Annotated in this window: 15 protein-coding genes; all 15 read right to left on the bottom strand. The window is 70.2% G+C overall.

Annotated elements, in window-relative coordinates:
- The coding region (locus tag ACWIHY_RS03310; protein WP_454373883.1) for a flavodoxin-dependent (E)-4-hydroxy-3-methylbut-2-enyl-diphosphate synthase at positions 1–176 on the bottom strand (176 nt) is incomplete at its 3' end.
- A 4-nt stretch (positions 177–180) separates the two neighbouring features.
- Positions 181–1,200: an adenosyl-hopene transferase HpnH gene (gene hpnH / locus ACWIHY_RS03305; RefSeq protein WP_454373833.1), complete on the bottom strand. Its 1,020-nt coding sequence runs from the start codon at positions 1,198–1,200 to the stop codon at positions 181–183.
- Positions 1,201–1,205: 5 nt separating this feature from the next.
- Positions 1,206–1,850: a phosphorylase family protein gene (locus ACWIHY_RS03300; protein ID WP_454373832.1), complete on the bottom strand. Its 645-nt coding sequence runs from the start codon at positions 1,848–1,850 to the stop codon at positions 1,206–1,208.
- Between the two features lie 26 nt (positions 1,851–1,876).
- On the bottom strand, positions 1,877–3,907 hold the full coding sequence (shc, locus tag ACWIHY_RS03295) for a squalene--hopene cyclase (protein WP_454373831.1): 2,031 nt from the start codon (positions 3,905–3,907) through the stop codon (positions 1,877–1,879).
- A gap of 113 nt (positions 3,908–4,020) precedes the next feature.
- Positions 4,021–5,115 carry a polyprenyl synthetase family protein gene (locus ACWIHY_RS03290; RefSeq protein ID WP_454373830.1) on the bottom strand — a complete coding sequence of 365 codons (1,095 nt, stop codon included), beginning with the start codon at positions 5,113–5,115 and terminating at the stop codon, positions 4,021–4,023.
- Entirely contained in the window at positions 5,112–6,515 is a 1,404-nt protein-coding gene (gene hpnE, locus ACWIHY_RS03285) for a hydroxysqualene dehydroxylase HpnE (protein ID WP_454373829.1), read from the bottom strand. Before hpnE ends, ACWIHY_RS03290 begins: the two co-directional genes overlap by 4 nt.
- A gap of 127 nt (positions 6,516–6,642) precedes the next feature.
- A complete protein-coding gene (gene hpnD / locus ACWIHY_RS03280) occupies positions 6,643–7,593 on the bottom strand; it encodes a presqualene diphosphate synthase HpnD (RefSeq protein ID WP_454373882.1) in 951 nt (316 codons plus the stop codon).
- Between the two features lie 14 nt (positions 7,594–7,607).
- Positions 7,608–8,510, bottom strand: coding sequence for a squalene synthase HpnC (hpnC, locus tag ACWIHY_RS03275; protein ID WP_454373828.1), 903 nt, complete (start codon positions 8,508–8,510; stop codon positions 7,608–7,610).
- Positions 8,511–8,835: 325 nt separating this feature from the next.
- Entirely contained in the window at positions 8,836–9,618 is a 783-nt protein-coding gene (locus ACWIHY_RS03270; protein WP_454373827.1) for an ABC transporter ATP-binding protein, read from the bottom strand.
- Entirely contained in the window at positions 9,611–10,546 is a 936-nt protein-coding gene (locus ACWIHY_RS03265) for an ABC transporter permease (protein ID WP_454373826.1), read from the bottom strand. The genes ACWIHY_RS03270 and ACWIHY_RS03265 overlap by 8 nt, the downstream gene beginning before the upstream one ends.
- A 95-nt stretch (positions 10,547–10,641) precedes the next feature.
- Positions 10,642–11,487 carry a glycosyltransferase family 2 protein gene (locus ACWIHY_RS03260; protein ID WP_454373881.1) on the bottom strand — a complete coding sequence of 282 codons (846 nt, stop codon included), beginning with the start codon at positions 11,485–11,487 and terminating at the stop codon, positions 10,642–10,644.
- Positions 11,488–11,537: 50 nt separating this feature from the next.
- On the bottom strand, positions 11,538–12,317 hold the full coding sequence (locus ACWIHY_RS03255) for a CDP-alcohol phosphatidyltransferase family protein (RefSeq protein WP_454373825.1): 780 nt from the start codon (positions 12,315–12,317) through the stop codon (positions 11,538–11,540).
- A complete protein-coding gene (locus ACWIHY_RS03250) occupies positions 12,295–13,356 on the bottom strand; it encodes an iron-containing alcohol dehydrogenase family protein (RefSeq protein WP_454373824.1) in 1,062 nt (353 codons plus the stop codon). Before ACWIHY_RS03250 ends, ACWIHY_RS03255 begins: the two co-directional genes overlap by 23 nt.
- Complete coding sequence (locus tag ACWIHY_RS03245) at positions 13,344–14,081, bottom strand: phosphocholine cytidylyltransferase family protein (protein WP_454373823.1); 738 nt, start codon at positions 14,079–14,081, stop codon at positions 13,344–13,346. The genes ACWIHY_RS03250 and ACWIHY_RS03245 overlap by 13 nt, the downstream gene beginning before the upstream one ends.
- Complete coding sequence (locus ACWIHY_RS03240; protein WP_454373880.1) at positions 14,078–15,850, bottom strand: DUF5941 domain-containing protein; 1,773 nt, start codon at positions 15,848–15,850, stop codon at positions 14,078–14,080. Before ACWIHY_RS03240 ends, ACWIHY_RS03245 begins: the two co-directional genes overlap by 4 nt.
- Positions 15,851–16,041: the final 191 nt, after the last annotated feature.

The following is a 16,041-nucleotide window of genomic DNA, read 5'->3' as shown; positions in this document are numbered from 1 at the left end:
TGCAGCGTCGCACCGACGTCGGACGTCCTGGTCGTCGTCATCGACTGCACCGAGACGGGTGCGTCCCCGCCGACCGCCACCGATCCGACCTGGATACGCCGCGAAGCGCGGCGCACCGCCAGCGGCCGGGCCGGCAGCTCGGGGAGCCCCAGTGCCACAGGCCCACCTGCGGTCATCACGTCACCCGTTTCCGGAGACCGTCTCGCGGACCGCACGCAGGGACTCCTTGAGCGAGCCCATGGTCGCGAGGACGGCCGTCGGCTCGTAGCCGCAGTGCGCCATGCAGTTGGCGCACCTCGGGTCCTTCCCGCGCCCGTACTTGTCCCAGTCGGTGTCCTCGATGAGCTCACGGTACGTCGCGACGTACCCGTCACTCATCAGGTAGCAGGGCCGCTGCCACCCGAACAGCGTGTAGTTGGGGATCGCCCACGCCGTGCACGGGAAGTCGGCCTTGCCCTCCAGGAAGTCCAGGAAGAGCGGGGAGTGGTTCAGCCGCCAGCGCCGCCGGTTGCCGCCCGCGAAGGTCTTCTTGAACAGTTCCCTGGTCTGCTCGACACCGAGGAAGTGCTCCTGGTCGGGAGCCTTCTCGTAGGCGTAGGCGGGCGAGATCATCATCTCGTCCACCTTCAGGTCGTCATTGAGGTAGTTGAGCACCTCGATGATCGTCTGCGGGGTGTCGGTGTTGAAGAAGGTGGAGTTGGTGGTGACCCGGAAACCGCGCTTCTTGGCGTCCTTGATCGCCGCCACCGCTTCGTCGAAGACGCCTTCCTTGGCCACCGATTCGTCGTGCCGCTCGCGCAGCCCGTCGATGTGCACGGCGAAGGCGAAATACGGCGACGGCGTGAACTTCTCGATCTTCTTGCGCAGCAGCATCGCGTTGGTGCAGAGGAACACGTACTTCCTCTTCGCCACCAACTGCCGTACGATCTCGTCGATCTGAGGGTGCATCAGCGGCTCCCCGCCCGCGATGGAGACCATCGGAGCGCCGGACTCGAGTACCGCGCCCACGGCCTGGGCCACGGGCATGCGCTGCTTCAGGACGCCGGCGGGATGCTGGATCTTGCCGCAGCCCTCGCATGCGAGGTTGCAGGCGTAGAGAGGTTCCAGCTCGACGATGAGCGGGAACTTCTCGCGCTTGCGGAGCTTTTGTTCAACGAGGTACGTCCCGACCCTGATGGTCTGACGGAGCGGCATGGCCATCTAGCTCACCTCCTGGGGAGCAGCAAAGAACGGTGCCATTCTAAAAATGCAGGCATAACTGCGCGGAGAACACGAAAGGCTGATATTCCACCGCGAAGCGTCCCAATGCGTACGAGCTCATGCTCGGGAGCGTCCACGACCACTCGAACGGCCGCAACGGGACGCGGCCCCGCGCGCAGCGCGCTCCAGAGCGTCGCGGCGGATTCCATGTCCACCGCGACGGCTCCGGTGGCCCGCAGCTCGGCCCGCTCGGGTCCGCGTACGACATGGTCGGAGCCGGTCAGCGGGCCGGTGTGGACGGTGCGCCCGGGCACCGCCCTGGCCAGCGCCCTCGCCAGCGGCTCGACGCCCGTACAGACCGTGCTGCCGTGGGGACCTCGGGTCTCGTCGGCGACGATCAGATCCCCGGGATGCATCCCCGGTACGAGCCCGGCGCAGAAGCCGGAAGCGATGACGGCGGCGTCCCCGGTCGGCCCGCCGGGGGCGAGCGCCAGCCTGACGGCGGCCTCCGCCGCCTTGGGCCCCATGCCCGTACGCAGTACGGTCACGGGCCCCCGCGCCTCCTTGCGGTGACCACTGCGCAGCGCGAACTGCTCGATGCCGAGCGCGCAGGCGACCAGCAGCCGCGGGGGCTCCGCGGTCCGGCTCATGGGGCCGATCGGGTCCGTCAGGCCCATCAGGTCCCTTCCCGGGTGCCCAGGTCAGGGAAGACAGGCTCCCCGTGGACGTACCGCCCGAGAGCGGTGAGCGGGAAGACCTGCCGGTAGAGGTTGTAGTTGATGGAGAAGTCCCACGGGAATCCGGTGCCCGTGAAGTACGGCTCGTCCCAGGAGCCGTCCTCCCGCTGGGTCTCGGCGAGCCAGGCGACGCCCCGCTCGACCGACTTGGCGTCCTGCTCCCCCGCCGCGAGCAGGGCGAGCAGCGCCCACGCGGTCTGCGAGGCGGTCGAGACGCCGCGCCCCGCCCAGCCGGGCTCACGGTACGAACGCAGGTCCTCGCCCCAGCCGCCGTCGTCGTTCTGGACGGACTCCAGCCAGTCGACGGCGCGGCGGATCGCGGGGTGCGCCGTGGGCAGTCCGGCCGCGGTGAGAGCCGGTACGACCGACCCTGTTCCGTAGACGTAGTTGACGCCCCAGCGTCCGAACCAGGAGCCGTTAGGCTCCTGTTCGGCCAGCAGCCACTCGATGCCGCGCCGGGTGCGCGGGTCGTGTGCCTTGCCCTCGACGGCCAGCATCTCCACCACATGGGCGGTGACGTCGGCGGACGGCGGGTCGATGACCTCGCCGAAGTCGCAGAAGGGCAGCCGGTTCGGGAAGGGGCTGGTGTTGTCGGCGTCGAAGGCCGCCCAGGCGCCGTTCTTCGACTGCATGCCGAGGTTCCAGCGCACGGCGCGGTCGACGGTCGCCTCTATCCGCGCGCGGTCCGGGTGCGCGACGCGCCGCAGCGCCAGTACGACCTCGGCGGTGTCGTCGATGTCCGGGTAGTTGTCGTTGTGGAACTCGAACGCCCAGCCTCCCGGCTCGAGTCCGGGGCGGCGTACCACCCAGTCTCCGGGCCGTACGATCTGCTCGCTCATCATCCAGTCGGCGGCCTTGACCAGCGCCGGGTCGTCGGGCCGTACCCCCGCGTCGGCGAGTGCGATGGTGGCGAGACAGGTGTCCCAGACCGGCGACTGGCAGGCCTCGATCATGCGGCCGCCGTCCTCGCGCCACACCGTGAACCGGTCGAGCGACTCCAGGCCGGCCCGCATCACCGGGTGATCCAAGTCGTATCCGAGCAGGTGGAGCGCGATGAGGGAGTACACGGCGGGCGGCTGGATTCCGCCCCAGCAGCCGTCGTTCTCCTGCCGCTCGACGATCCAGCGTGCCGCGCTCTTCATCGCCGCGCCACGCAGTCTGGCCGGTGCGAGCTTGCGGTATACGTGCAGGACCTTGTCGAGCCGCTGGAAGGCGCCCTCCCAACTGGTGGGCGTGGCAAGGCGTTTGCGCGGATTTGGCACCCGCGGGTTGGCGTGCAGCTCGTCGATCGCGAACGGCGCGGGCCGCACGGGACGCTTCGCCGAGACGACGGTCAGCGGCACGATGGTCTGCCGGGCCCAGCAGCCGAAGTCGTAGATGTTCAGCGGGAACCACGACGGAAGGAAGATCAGCTCGGGCGGCAGCTCGGGCAGGTCGTCCCACTTCCACCAGCCGAACAGGGCCAGCCAGATCCGCGTGAAGACACGGCCCGCGGCGATGCCGCCGCGCGCCCTGATCCAGGCGGCGGCGCGCTCCATGTGCGGATCGTCCGGCAGGTCTCCGGCGAGCCGCAGGGCGACGTACGCCTCGATGGTGGTGGAAAGGTCGCCGGGTCCGCCGTAGAAGGTGGCCCAGGTGCCGTCGCCCCGCTGCTCGCCGCGGATGAAGAGGGCGGCTGCCTGCAGGGTCTTCTCGTCCTGGAGGCCCAGGAACTGACGGAGCAGCAGGTCCTCGGCGTCCATGGTCACATTGGTCTCGAGGTCGCCCTTCCACCAGCCCTGATCGTCCTGCTGCCCGAGCAGGTGGTCGACCGCGCGGTCGGTGGCCCGCCGGGCGGCGTCCAGGACGTCGGCGGTGACCGGGCGGCCGTCGCTGTTGTCGGTGCGGGTGAGGTCGTTGTCGGCAAATTCGCTGGCCGCGGCTGCGCGGGGTTTCATGGCCCCGGTGCTTCCGTCGGTCGTCGCAGTCATGGTTTCCCCTTCGTGGCAGTTGGTCATCTGCTGTGCTGGGGTCCGACGTCGTCCGGTGCCGGGTTTCCCCGGCACCGGGCGGCGACTTGCGAGTTATATGAGGCGGATGCTGATCATCTCTTTCGTACGACGACGAAGTCCGCGAGCGCGGTGAGCTGCGCACGGACCTGCGGGGGCATGTCGACGCCGTGCAGCGCCTCGATGGCGACGGCATGCTGCCTGCGGGCTTCCTGCGCCGTCCAGTCACGGCCGCCCGCCTCCTCGATCAGAGCCGCCCTGGTGGCGAACTCCTTCTCGGAGAAGCTGTCGAAGTCGTTGCTCTTGGCATCGGCGGAGAGCAGCTCACCGAGCCGCTCCGACGCCGGTCCGCCGGCCGCCAGCGCCGCGACGACGGGCAGGGACTTCTTGCGCTGTCGCAGGTCGCTCCAGGTCTGCTTGCCGGTGGCGTCCGGGTCGCCCCAGATGCCGAGCAGGTCGTCGACGGCCTGGAAGGCGAGGCCGAGGTGGTAGCCGTACGCCTCCAGCGTGTCGGCCGTACGGTCGTCCGCCCCGCCGAGCACAGCGCCGATGGACACGGCGCAGGCCAGCAGCGCGCCCGTCTTGTTGCCCTCCATCTCCAGGCACTCCTCGACGGTGACCCGCTCGCGGTGCTCGAAGGAGATGTCCTGGGCCTGGCCGTCGATGAGCTTGCGCGTCGCGGTGGTGAGCCGGCGCGTCGCGCGCCCCGCCTCGACGGTGCCCATCTCCAGCAGCAGCTCGTTGGCGAGGGCGAAGAGCGCGTCGCCGACGAGGATCGCCTGCGCGGGCCCGTGCACCTTCCACACGGTGTCGCGGTGCCTGCGCTGCTCGTCGCCGTCCATCAGGTCGTCGTGGAGCAGCGAGAAGTTGTGTACGAGTTCGACGGCGACGGCGCCGGGTACACCGACCTCGGGCGCGGCGCCCGCCGCCTCGGCCGACAGCAGCGCGAGCGCCGGGCGCACCGCCTTGCCGCCGTCGCCGTCGGCGGGCCGTCCCTGGGCGTCGATCCACCCGAAGTGGTACGCCGCGACGGTGTCCATGGGCGGCGCGAGCCGGTCCACGGCGGCCTTCAGCACCGGAGTGGACAGGTCGCGGCCGCGCTCCAGAAGCGCGGCGATGTCCACCGTGGTGTTGTCGACCGGATTCACCGGGGTCACAGGCTCTCCTCTTGTTTCCATGCCAGTGCTCATACCGCCTCCTGCAACGGATGTTCGTGGGCGCGGCCGAGTTCGGAGAGTGCCGCGCCGGCGGCGCTGATGCCGCTGCGTACGGCGCTCTCCATGGTCGCGGGCCATCCGGTGGCGGTCCACGCGCCGGCCAGGTACAGACCGGGCGCGTGCGTACGGGCGCCGGGGCGCAGCCGTCCGACGCCGGGGGTGGGGGCGAACGTCGCTGTCCGCTCCCGGGTGACGAAGAAGTCGCGCACGCACGCGCCACGAGCGGCGGGCAACAGCCGCTCCAGCTCGGGGAGATAGCGCGCGCGCAGCTCGGCGACGGGTGTGTCGATCTCGTCCTGGGCCGCCGACTGCGACACGGCGAGGTACTGTCCGCCGCCCTTGAGCCCGGAGGACTCCGTACGGTCGAAGACCCACTGGACGGGGCTGCCCAGCGCGGCGAAGAAGGGTTGACGCAGCACCTTGCGGTCGTAGACGACGTGGACGTTGAGGATGGGCGCGGTGCCGATGTCCAGCAGTCGGTCGGGGGCGTCGATGACGCCTTCGGGCAGCAGGGAATGCGTCTCGTTCTGGGGTACGGCCAGCACGACGGAGTCGGCGTCGATCCGTTCTCCCGTCGCCTCGACCTCCCAACCGCCGTTCGGCGAACGGGAGATGGAGGTTACCTTCGTGCGCAGCGCTGTCCGTACGCCCGCGGAGTCGAGCGCCTTGCGGGCGAGTGTGTCGTGCAGTTCGCCGAGCGGTACGTGCGCCCAGCCGATGTCGGCGGCGCCGGGCTCGGAGAGCAGCCCCGTCTTGAAGACCATCGCGGCGAGGCCGAGCGAGGCGTGGGGCGCGGTCGCGTTGAGCGTCGCGACGCCGACGAGGTCCCACAGCGCCTCGATGGTGCGCTCCGACTGCCCGTGGCGGCCCAGCCAGGTCGCGAAGTCCACACCGTCCAGGGCGGGATCTGCCGGGTCGAGCTTCTTGAGCGCGAGCGCGGCCCGTCCCACGCTCGCGCGTTCGGCGAGGGACAGGTGCGGGTACGTCGCCAGGCTCGCCGCCAAGTGCAGCGGTACGGGCAGCGCCGTGCGGCGCAGCCGCCCGAGCCGGGCACCGCCGGTGCGGCCGACGTCGAGCACGGGCACGTCGAGACGGCTCTGCAGCGGGGCGAGCGCGACGCCGTCCACACGCTCCAGGAACCACCGGTAAGCGGTGCAGCAGCGTAGATAGACGTGCTGGCCGTTGTCGACAATGAGGTCGCCGCGGCGGAACGAGAACGCGAGGCCGCCCAGGCGCGGGCGTCCTTCGAGCAGCGTCACCCGCATCCCGGCGTCGGCCAGCTGGAGGGCGGCCGTGACACCGGCCAGTCCGCCTCCGACAACGACCGCGTGACCGGACGCCCCCATGGGCACGGCCGGCATCCCGCGTGTCATGCGCCCTCCCCTCGGGCCCTGCCGGCGGTGTACGAACGGCGGGCCGTTGCAGTCAGGGACGCGTCAGCCTGCTGGGGGGTTGCGCCTCCCTTGTACGCGTTCGTCCCGCCGGCCGCACCTGGCCCCATCAGACCCGCCTCCTGAGGTGATGGCGGGAGATGTGCCGGGCGTCGAGGCCCGAAAGGCCGCGCACGGCGACGTACGCCTTCTCGTGTCCCGGCAGCGAGACCCGGCCGCGCAGCACGGCCATGGGGTCGCGCTCGATGCGGTCGAGGAGCCGCCGGTAGATGCCGGCCATCGCGGCGACGCAGGCACCGGAGCGCCGGTCGAGCAGCGGCAGCAGCCGGTAACCCTCGGCGAACAGGGCGCGGGCGCGGCGTACTTCGAAGTGGACGAGGCCGGTGAAGTCGGACCCCGCGGGCGGGGTGGAGCCGCGGAACCCGGTCGAACAGCCGAACTTGGCGAGGTCGTCGGCGGGCAGGTAGGTGCGCCCGTTCCCGGCGTCCTCGCGGACGTCCCTGAGGATGTTGGTGAGCTGGAGAGCAAGCCCGAGCGTATCGGCGTACTCGGAGGCGCGTTCCGTGGAACGCGCGCCGGTCTGGGTGCCGAACACGCCCAGCGAGAGCCGTCCGATGGCGCCCGCGACGCACCGGCAGTAGACCTTCAGGTCGTCCCAGGTCTCGTAGGTCTCGCCACGCACGTCCATGAGGACGCCGTCGATGAGCTCGTCGAGCCCTTCGAGCGGGAGCGGGAAGCGGCGCGCCGTGTCCGAGAGCGCCACCGCCACCGGGTCGGTGTCGTCGTCGTCGACAGTGCCCGCCCGGACGCGGTCGAGCAGCGCACGGGTCTCTTCGAGCCGCGTCTGCTTGACGCCCGGCTCCAGCACGCCGTCGCCGATGTCGTCCACGCGCCGCGAGAACGCGTACAGCGCGGACATGGCGTTGCGCTTGTCGGTCGGCAGCAGTCTGATGCCGTACGCGAAATTGCGCGCCTGCTGTCCGGTGACGGCCTCGCAGTAGCTGTACGCGGCGAGTACCGGTGCGGACATCTGCGTGAGTCCCTCCACGGTCCGGCTCACCCCTCTCTTCGGTCTCATCGCAAGACAGCTCCCACTGCGCGCAGCAGGCTGAGCTTGGTGGGCTTGGGCGGTCCGGGGAGCACGTCGTGGCCGGCGGCGGCGACCGCCGCGAGAGCGGCACGGCCACCGCCGACGAAACCGGCGAGCAGCAGCTTGAGCCTGCCGTTGACGCTGCCGACGAGCTCGGTGCCTTCGTCCAGGAGGCGTCCGGCGCGTTCCGCCTCGTACGCGATCAGGGCACGCACCGACGCGTTGGCGGACGGTGCCGCGAGATCGGCTTCGTCGACGTGGAAGCGCGCCATGGAGTCGGCGGGCAGGTAGACGCGGTCCCGGCCGAGGTCCTCGGCGACGTCCTGGAGGTGTTCGACGATCTGCAGGGCGGTGCAGACCGCGTCGGAGCGGCGGATCCGTTCGGGGCTCGCGGTGCCGGTGATCCGGAGGACCAGCCGGCCGACGGGGTTCGCCGACAGTTCGCAGTACGCGAGGAGCTCGTCGTGCGTCTTGTAGCGCCGTACGAGCTGGTCCTGCCGGTTGGCATCGATGAGCCCGAGGAACGGCTCGGGCGTCAGCGAGCAGCGCCGCACGGTCGGCACGAGGGCGCGCAGGAGCGGGTGGCGCGGGCCGTCCCCGGAGGTGTCGAAGACGCGGCGCAGATCGGCCTCGAAGGCGTCGAGCACGATCAGGCGGTCGTCGGCGAGAGCGGGGTCGAGGCCGAGCAGGCGGGCGTCGGCGCCGCCGGGGGCGAGGTCGCCGTCGCCGATGTCGTCGACGAGGCGGGCGTAGCCGTAGACGGCCATCAGGTCGTCCCGCCAGGCGCGCGGCAGAAAGAAGGGAGCCACCGGGAAGTTCTCGTCGGCGGCCTTGTCCAGGGTCGTGCGCGCGTGCGCGTCGGTGCGCGGGTGCCGGGTTCCGGTCATCGCGGGCTGCCCGGTACGGGGACGGCGGAAGCGTCTTCGAGCTGGAGAGATTCCATAGCCATTGCCGTCACATCTCCCGTTCTACACTGTCGACCTAATACATCCCATTTCGGACACGCCGCCCACCGGTACAGCTTACGTTGTACAACGACCAGCGCCGTGCCGGGGTGTTGGTCGCATTACAACAAGGCAGCAATATGCCTCAACCGTCCCGAAGGTGGCGGGAGTTGACGATTCCGGCATGTTACGGCGCGCCGGGCCGCGCGGGTCGCGCGGACACGCGGAACCCCCGCCGGGTTCGACCGGCGGGGGCACCGAGGGGGACCTAGCGGCCCGTTTCCTTCTCGTACGCCTTGAGGACCTCGTCCGTGGGACCGTCCATCAGCAGCTCGCCCTTCTCCAGCCACAGGACGCGGTCGCAGGTGTCCCGGATCGACTTGTTGCTGTGGCTGACCAGGAAGACCGTGCCGGCCTCCTTGCGGAGCTCACGGATCCGCTGCTCCGAGCGGATCTGGAACTTCCGGTCGCCGGTCGCCAGCGCCTCGTCGATCATCAGTACGTCGTGGTCCTTGGCGGCTGCGATGGAGAAGCGCAGCCGCGCCGCCATGCCGGAGGAGTACGTGCGCATCGGCAGGGTGATGAAGTCGCCCTTCTCGTTGATGCCCGAGAAGTCGACGATCTGCTGGTAGCGCTCGCGGATCTCCTCGCGGGTCATGCCCATGGCGAGACCGCCGAGGATGACATTGCGCTCGCCGGTCAGGTCGTTCATCAGCGCCGCGTTCACGCCGAGCAGCGAGGGCTGACCGTCCGTGTAGACCTTGCCGTGCTCGGTCGGCAGGAGGCCCGCGATGGCACGCAGCAGGGTCGACTTGCCCGAACCGTTCGTACCGATGAGGCCGATCGCCTCGCCCCGGTAGGACGTGAAGGAGACACCGCGTACCGCGTGCACCTTGCGTACGCCGGGTGCGTCGCCCTTGCCGCGCTTCATCATGCGGTTCAGGGCGGCGGTGGCGCTGCCGCGACCGCCCGCGCCGGCGTTGACGCGGTACACGATGTGCACGTCGTCCGCGATGACCGTGGGAACGCGTCCCTTGTTGTCGTCAGCCACGGCCGTACCTCTCCTCAGCCTTCCAGAAGTACACGAAGCCCACGAGGCCCACGAGCAGCGCCCATCCGAGGGCGACGCCCCAGACGTGCGGGGGCAGGTTCTCGGAGCCGTAACCGTCGATCAGACCGAAGCGGATGAGATCCATGTAGACGGCCGCCGGGTTCCACTGGAGCACGTCCGTGACCCAGCCCGGCAAATCCTTGTCGGCGAGCATGGCCGGGATGCTGAACATCACTCCGGAGGCGTACATCCACGTACGCATCACGAACGGCATCAGCTGCGCCAGGTCGGGGGTCTTGCTGCCGAGCCTCGCCATGATCAGCGCGAGGCCGATGTTGAAGACGAACTGGACCGCCAGCGCGGGCAGGACCAGCAGCCAGGACAGCGAGGGGTAGCTGCCGAACGCCACCGCGATGATCACCAGCACGATCATCGAGAACATCAGCTGCTGGAGCTGCTGCAACGCGAAGGAGATCGGCAGCGACGCACGCGGGAAGTGCAGCGCTCTCACCAGGCCCAGGTTGCCCGAGATGGACCTGACACCGGCCATCACGGAGCTCTGGGTGAAGGTGAAGACGAACACACCCGTGACCAGGAAGGGTACGTACACCTCCCGGTCCATGCCCCGGTCGGCCTCCAGGATCAGGCCGAAGATGAGGAAGTACACGAGGGCGTTCAGCAGTGGAGTCGCCACCTGCCACAGCTGGCCGAGCTTGGCCTGGCTGTACTGGGCGGTCAGCTTCGCCTGCGAGAACGCGAGGATGAAGTGGCGCCGGCCCCACAGCTGCCGGACGTACTCGATCAGCCCCGGCCGGGCACCGCTCACCGACAGGCCGTACTTGGCGGCGAGCTCCGCCGGGGTAAGTCCGTCGTCGGGAGATGGCGGGGCGCTCGTCGCGACCGCACCGTCATGGGTTGTGTCACTCACAAGTTGAAACTTTCGTGTTCAAGATGCGCAGGCAGTAGGGCGCAGGATCGGGCTACAGGTCCCGCGTGCACCCGATGCTTTCAGACCCGAGCTTGTCAGATGACAGGAGGTCGGCCGAGCCGGGTCAGGCGCCAGACGGTACGCCATCTCATCGGGCGGCGTGGTCCCGCGGACGTAGTCCAGCCCTCCTTGAAGCCGCCGAACCATGCCTTCAGGGCGGGTACGGAGGGGCGCCGCGCCAGGGTGAGCAGCAGCCACACGCCGAGGTAGACGGGCACCAGGGGGGCCGGCAGATTACGCCGGGCCAGCCAGACCCGGTTCCGGGCCACCATGCGGTGGTAGACGGCGTGCCGGGACGGGGCGGTCGTCGGGTGGTACAGGACCATGTCCGAGCGGTAGTCGATCATCCAGCCGGCGTCGAGCGCCCGCCAGGCCAGATCGGTCTCCTCGTGGGCATAGAAGAATTCGTCCGGCAGCCCGCCGACCTCGGCGAAGACCTTGGTCCGCACGGCATTGGCGCCGCCGAGGAAGGTCGTCACGCGCGAGGAGCGCATCGGGTCGGCCGCGCGCAGCCTCGGGACGTGCCGGCGCGCGGTCTCACCCGTGTCGGGGTCCGCGATCCGGAAGCTGATGATGCCGAGCTTCGGATCGGCGGCGAAGGCCTGGCGGCACAGCTCGGCCGTGTCGTGCTGGGCCAGCAGACCGTCGTCGTCGAGGAAGAGCAGGATGTCCATCTCGGCGCCACTGGGGCCGAACGCCTCGATACCGGCGTTGCGGCCGCCCGGGATGCCGAGGTTCTCCGGCAGCTCGACGGTCCGTACGCCCTCGGGGACACCGGTGACCGGCGAGCCGTTGCCGACGACGACCACCTCGACGCGGTCGCCGTCCTGCTTGGCGACCGAGTCGAGGAGGGCACGCAGCTCGTCCGGGCGGTTGCCCATCGTGATGATGACGGCGCCGGCCTTCAGGCCTGCGCCCGTGCCCGCGGCCGTCACTTCAGCCTGCTCGAGGCGAGGATGGACACGAGGTGCAGGAACGTCTGCACGATCGCGATTCCGGCCAGTACGGCGATGCCGAGGCGGCTGAAGAACAGGTCGCCCTGGACGAAGTCGCCCATCGCGACGACCAGGATGAACAGGCTCGCCTCGATCCCGCCGACCAGGCGGTGGAACTTCAGCGCCGCGGCCAGCCTGCGCGCGAGTGCCAGACCGGAGGAGCGCGGCACGGAGGCCTCGTCCTTCACGGCCGGCAGACCGCTGCGCGTGCGGGCCACGTCGACGAGGTCGGTCTCCGCCTTGATCAGGATCGCGCCCAGCGCAGCGAGCGTGCCGAGGAACGCCCACAGCCACTCCGGCCGGCCCGGACCGAAGAGATCCGCGCCCCGCAGGCCGAAGCCCACGAGCAGGGCCGCCTCGCACAGGTAGTGGCCGATGCGGTCCAGGTAGACGCCCGTGATCGAGGTCTGCTTGCGCCAGCGGGCGACCTCGCCGTCGACGCAGTCGAGCAGCAGATAGATCTGGAACAGCACCACCGCGAGGATCGCACCGGTCAGCCCGGGGATGAGCAGGGCCGCGCCACCGAGCACACCCACGACGACCATGAGGTACGTGAGCTGGTTCGGCGTGATCTTGGTGTTCACCAGGTACGGGTCGATGTGCAGCGAGATCTCCCGCATGTACATGCGCCCGGCCCAGTGCTCACCGCTGCGCCGGTCCTTCACACCCTCGGGGTGAACGACCGGACGGAGTTCAGCTACTGATGGCCTTGACATAGTCGGCGTAAGCGTCCTTGATCTGGTCTGCGGACAGGTCGAGGTGCTCCAGGATCGTGAAGCGTCCCGGACGGGTCTGTGGTGCGTATTCGACAGCCTTGACGAACTCGTCGACGCTGAAGCCGATCTCCTCCGGCAGCACCGGCAGGCCGTGCCGGTGCAGTACCTCGGCGAAGAGCCCGGACTGCTCGGTCGCGCCCCGCAGGTGCATGGCGAAGGCGGCGCCGATGCCGACCTGCTCGCCGTGGCTCGCGGCCCGCTTGGGGTACAGCAGGTCGAAGGCGTGGCTGATCTCGTGGCACGCGCCGGACGACGGGCGGCTGTCGCCGCTGATCGACATGGCGATGCCGGAGAGCACCAGGGACTCGGCGAGGACCGTGAGGAACTCGTCGGTGCCGACCCCGCCGGGGTGGCGGAGTACGGCTTCTCCCGCCGTACGGGCCATGGCGGCGGCCAGTCCGTCGACCGGCTCGCCGTTGATGCGGTGGGACAGCTCCCAGTCCGCGATCGCCGAGATGTTGGAGATCGCGTCGCCGATGCCGGACCGGATGAAGCGGACCGGGGCGTCCCGGATCACATCGAGGTCGATGACCATGGCGATGGGAGTCGGGACGCCGTACGAGCCGCGGCCGTTGTCGTTGTCCAGGATGGACACCGGCGAGCACAGACCGTCGTGCGAGAGGTTCGTCGCGACGGCGACCATCGGCAGGCCGACCCGCGCCGCCGCGTACTTCGTCACGTCGATGATCTTGCCGCCGCCGAGGCCGACCACGGCGTCGTACCGCTTGCCCTTGATCCCGTCCGCCAGCCTGACCGCGGAGTCGATGGTTCCGTCGGCCACGGCGTACCAGTCGGCGCCGGGCAGGACCGGCGCGAGCTTGTCGCGCAGGGCCATGCCCGAGCCGGGGCTGGTGGCGATCGCCAGCTTGCCGGAGGCGGAGATCCGCTGGTCGGCCAGCAGGCCGGCCAGGTCGTCCATGGCGCCGCAACTGATGTCGACGACGACCGGGGACGGGATGAGGCGGGTCAGTACTGGCACGCGATCTCACGGCCCTTCGCGAGGTCGTCGTGGTTGTCGATCTCGACCCACGTCACTTCCCCGATGGGGGCCACGTCGACGGTGAAGCCGCGGTTGACCAGCTCCTGGTAGCCGTCCTCGTAGTAGAGGTCGGGGTCGCGCTCGAACGTCGTCTTCAGCGCGTCGGCGAGCTCTTCGGCGGCCTCCGGCTCGATCAGCGTGACGCCGATGTACTCACCGGTGGCGGTCGCCGGGTCCATCAGCTTCGTGATCCGCTGGACGCCCTTGCCGTCCTGCGTGATGACCTTCATCTCCTCGTCGGCGAGGTTCTTCACCGTGTCGAGGGCGAGGATTATCTTCTGCCCCTTGCCGCGGGCGGCGAGCAGCGTCTTCTCGACGGAGACCGGGTGAACGGTGTCGCCGTTGGCGAGTATCACGCCCTGCTTGAGGATGTCACGGGCGCACCACAGGGAGTAGGCGTTGTTCCACTCCTCGGCCTTGTCGTTGTCGACAAGCGTGATCTTGAGGCCGTACTTCGCCTCGAGGGCCTCCTTGCGCGCGTAGACGGCTTCCTTGCGGTAGCCGACGACGATCGCGACCTCGGTCAGGCCGACCTCGGCGAAGTTGCCGAGGGTGAGGTCCAGAACGGTCGTGTCGCCGTCCACGGGCACCAGGGCCTTCGGGAGGGTGTCCGTGTAGGGACGCAGACGCCGTCCGGCGCCGGCAGCCAGTACGAGGCCGATCATGCGGTTTCTCCTTCGTCATGTACTGCGGGTGCTCCGGAGGACACCCAGAAGCGGATGGACTCCATGAGCACCACGAGCGCCACGGCCACAGCGAGGGCCGTGAGCGCCAAGGTGAGGTCTGTGTTCTGCGTCGCCAGGAGCGTGGTGAGTACCACCACCACGAGCGTCCGGCCTTCGTGCCCGCCGATCGTCCGCACCAGCCACTGGGGGGGCGCGCCTGTGCCGCCACGGATGCGGTACACCGTGTCGTAGTGATGGTAGGCGACTGCCGACACCAGCCCGAAGGCCGCCGGCAGTGCTCCGTTCACTTCGGACCGGGCGGCGAGGACGAGGACGGTGCCGTACTCGGCCACCCGGAAGACGGGCGGGACGAGCCAGTCGAGGGCTCCCTTGAGGGGGCGCGCGACGGCCATGCCCGAGAGAACGGCGTAGAAGACGGCCGCGATGATCACTTGGCGGCTGCCGACGGGCTGGGTAAGCGCCGTGCTCAGCAGCGCCGCGGCGCCGGCCGCGGCGACGACCGGAGCGGTCCAGGCGCCCTTGAGACGGGGCCCGCGCGCCGCGACGGCCTGGGCGACCGGCCCGCTGTCCGCGAGGTCGGCGAGGGCCTGGGCGGCCCGGTCGGTACGCCGCGCCTTGCGGGTCAGCGAGCGCAGGACGCGGCCTGCCGTCGTGTAGAGGGCGGCGAGCGAGCAGCCGGCGAGCAGGGCGTAGAAGACGATCCGCGGGGTGGTGACGGCGGTCAGGACCGCGATCATCGCCCACCGCTCGCCGATCGGCAGGACGATCATCCGGCGTACCCAGACGGTCCAGCCGACGCTGTCGAGCTTGTCGGAGAGCGCCGCGGTGGGGCTCGTGTTGGACTCCGCGTCGTGGTTCGCCTCGTTGAACGAGAAGTCCACGACATGGCGGCAGGTCTGGAGCACCATCGCGCCGAGTGCCAGCGCCCACACGTCGTCGCCGCCGCGGGCGGCTCCGAGCGCGAGGCCGGCGTAGTACGCGTACTCCTTGGCGCGGTCGAAGGTCGCGTCGAGCCAGGCGCCCATCGTCGAGTACTGGAGCGAGTAGCGGGCGAGCTGCCCGTCGGTGCAGTCCAGGACGAAGGAGAAGAGCAGCAGCACGCCGGCCGCGACGTAGCCGCCGCGGGTGCCGGTCGCCGCGCAGCCGGCCGCGATCAGCGCGGTGATCAGCGAGGCGGTGGTGACCTGGTTCGGGGTGAAGCCCCGGCGGGCGCACCAGCGCGCGAGGTAGCGCGAGTACGGGCTGACGCAGTAGGTCGTGAAGAAGCCGTCGCGGGACTTCACGGCCGTACGCAGCCGTACGGCCTCCTCGTCGACGGCGGCGACGGCGGCGCGGGCCTGCTCGCGCTCGTCCTCGCCGGTGGCGACGACGGCGACGAGCGAGCCGAGCTCCGGACGCCGCACGGCCGTGCCGTCCGCGTCGAGCGCGGCGGCGGCGGCGTCGGGTCCTGCCGCGGCGCCGCGCACCGCGCGGGACAGCGCGGCGCGGGCCTCGGGCTGCGCGGTGAGCGCCCCGGGGGCCGCGGCGGCCGGGAAGCGGGGGTCCGTCAGCGTGAGGCGCAGGGAGTGGACGTGGCCGACGAAGCGCGGGTCGACGAGCGCGACCCGCTCACCGGCGGGCACGGCGTCGAGAAGCTCGGCGGTCTCGTTCGCGTCGGCGGCGGACCGTACGTCGAATCCCAGCGACCGCAGATCGCCCTCGAGCGGCGATCCGGGTACCGGCGGACCGGTGAGGATGGCGGTCGACAGACGAACTCACTCCTTGGCGCTGGGCAGGGGCTGGCCTTGCGTGGCATGCGGCATTCCGGCCCGGCACGGGCGCGAAGGCATGTCGGCAGAGGCTATCGGATGAACGGAAGCGGGAATTCACGGCCCGTTAACGCCCCGATAAGACCGGACCGGGACCCGGGCGGCCCACCGAGATCATCTTGGTCGATCCG

It is taken from the genome of Streptomyces sp. NPDC055287 (assembly GCF_053646035.1).
Note: the sequence above shows the minus strand (reverse complement) of the source record. Positions and strands in the feature narration are given on the sequence as shown.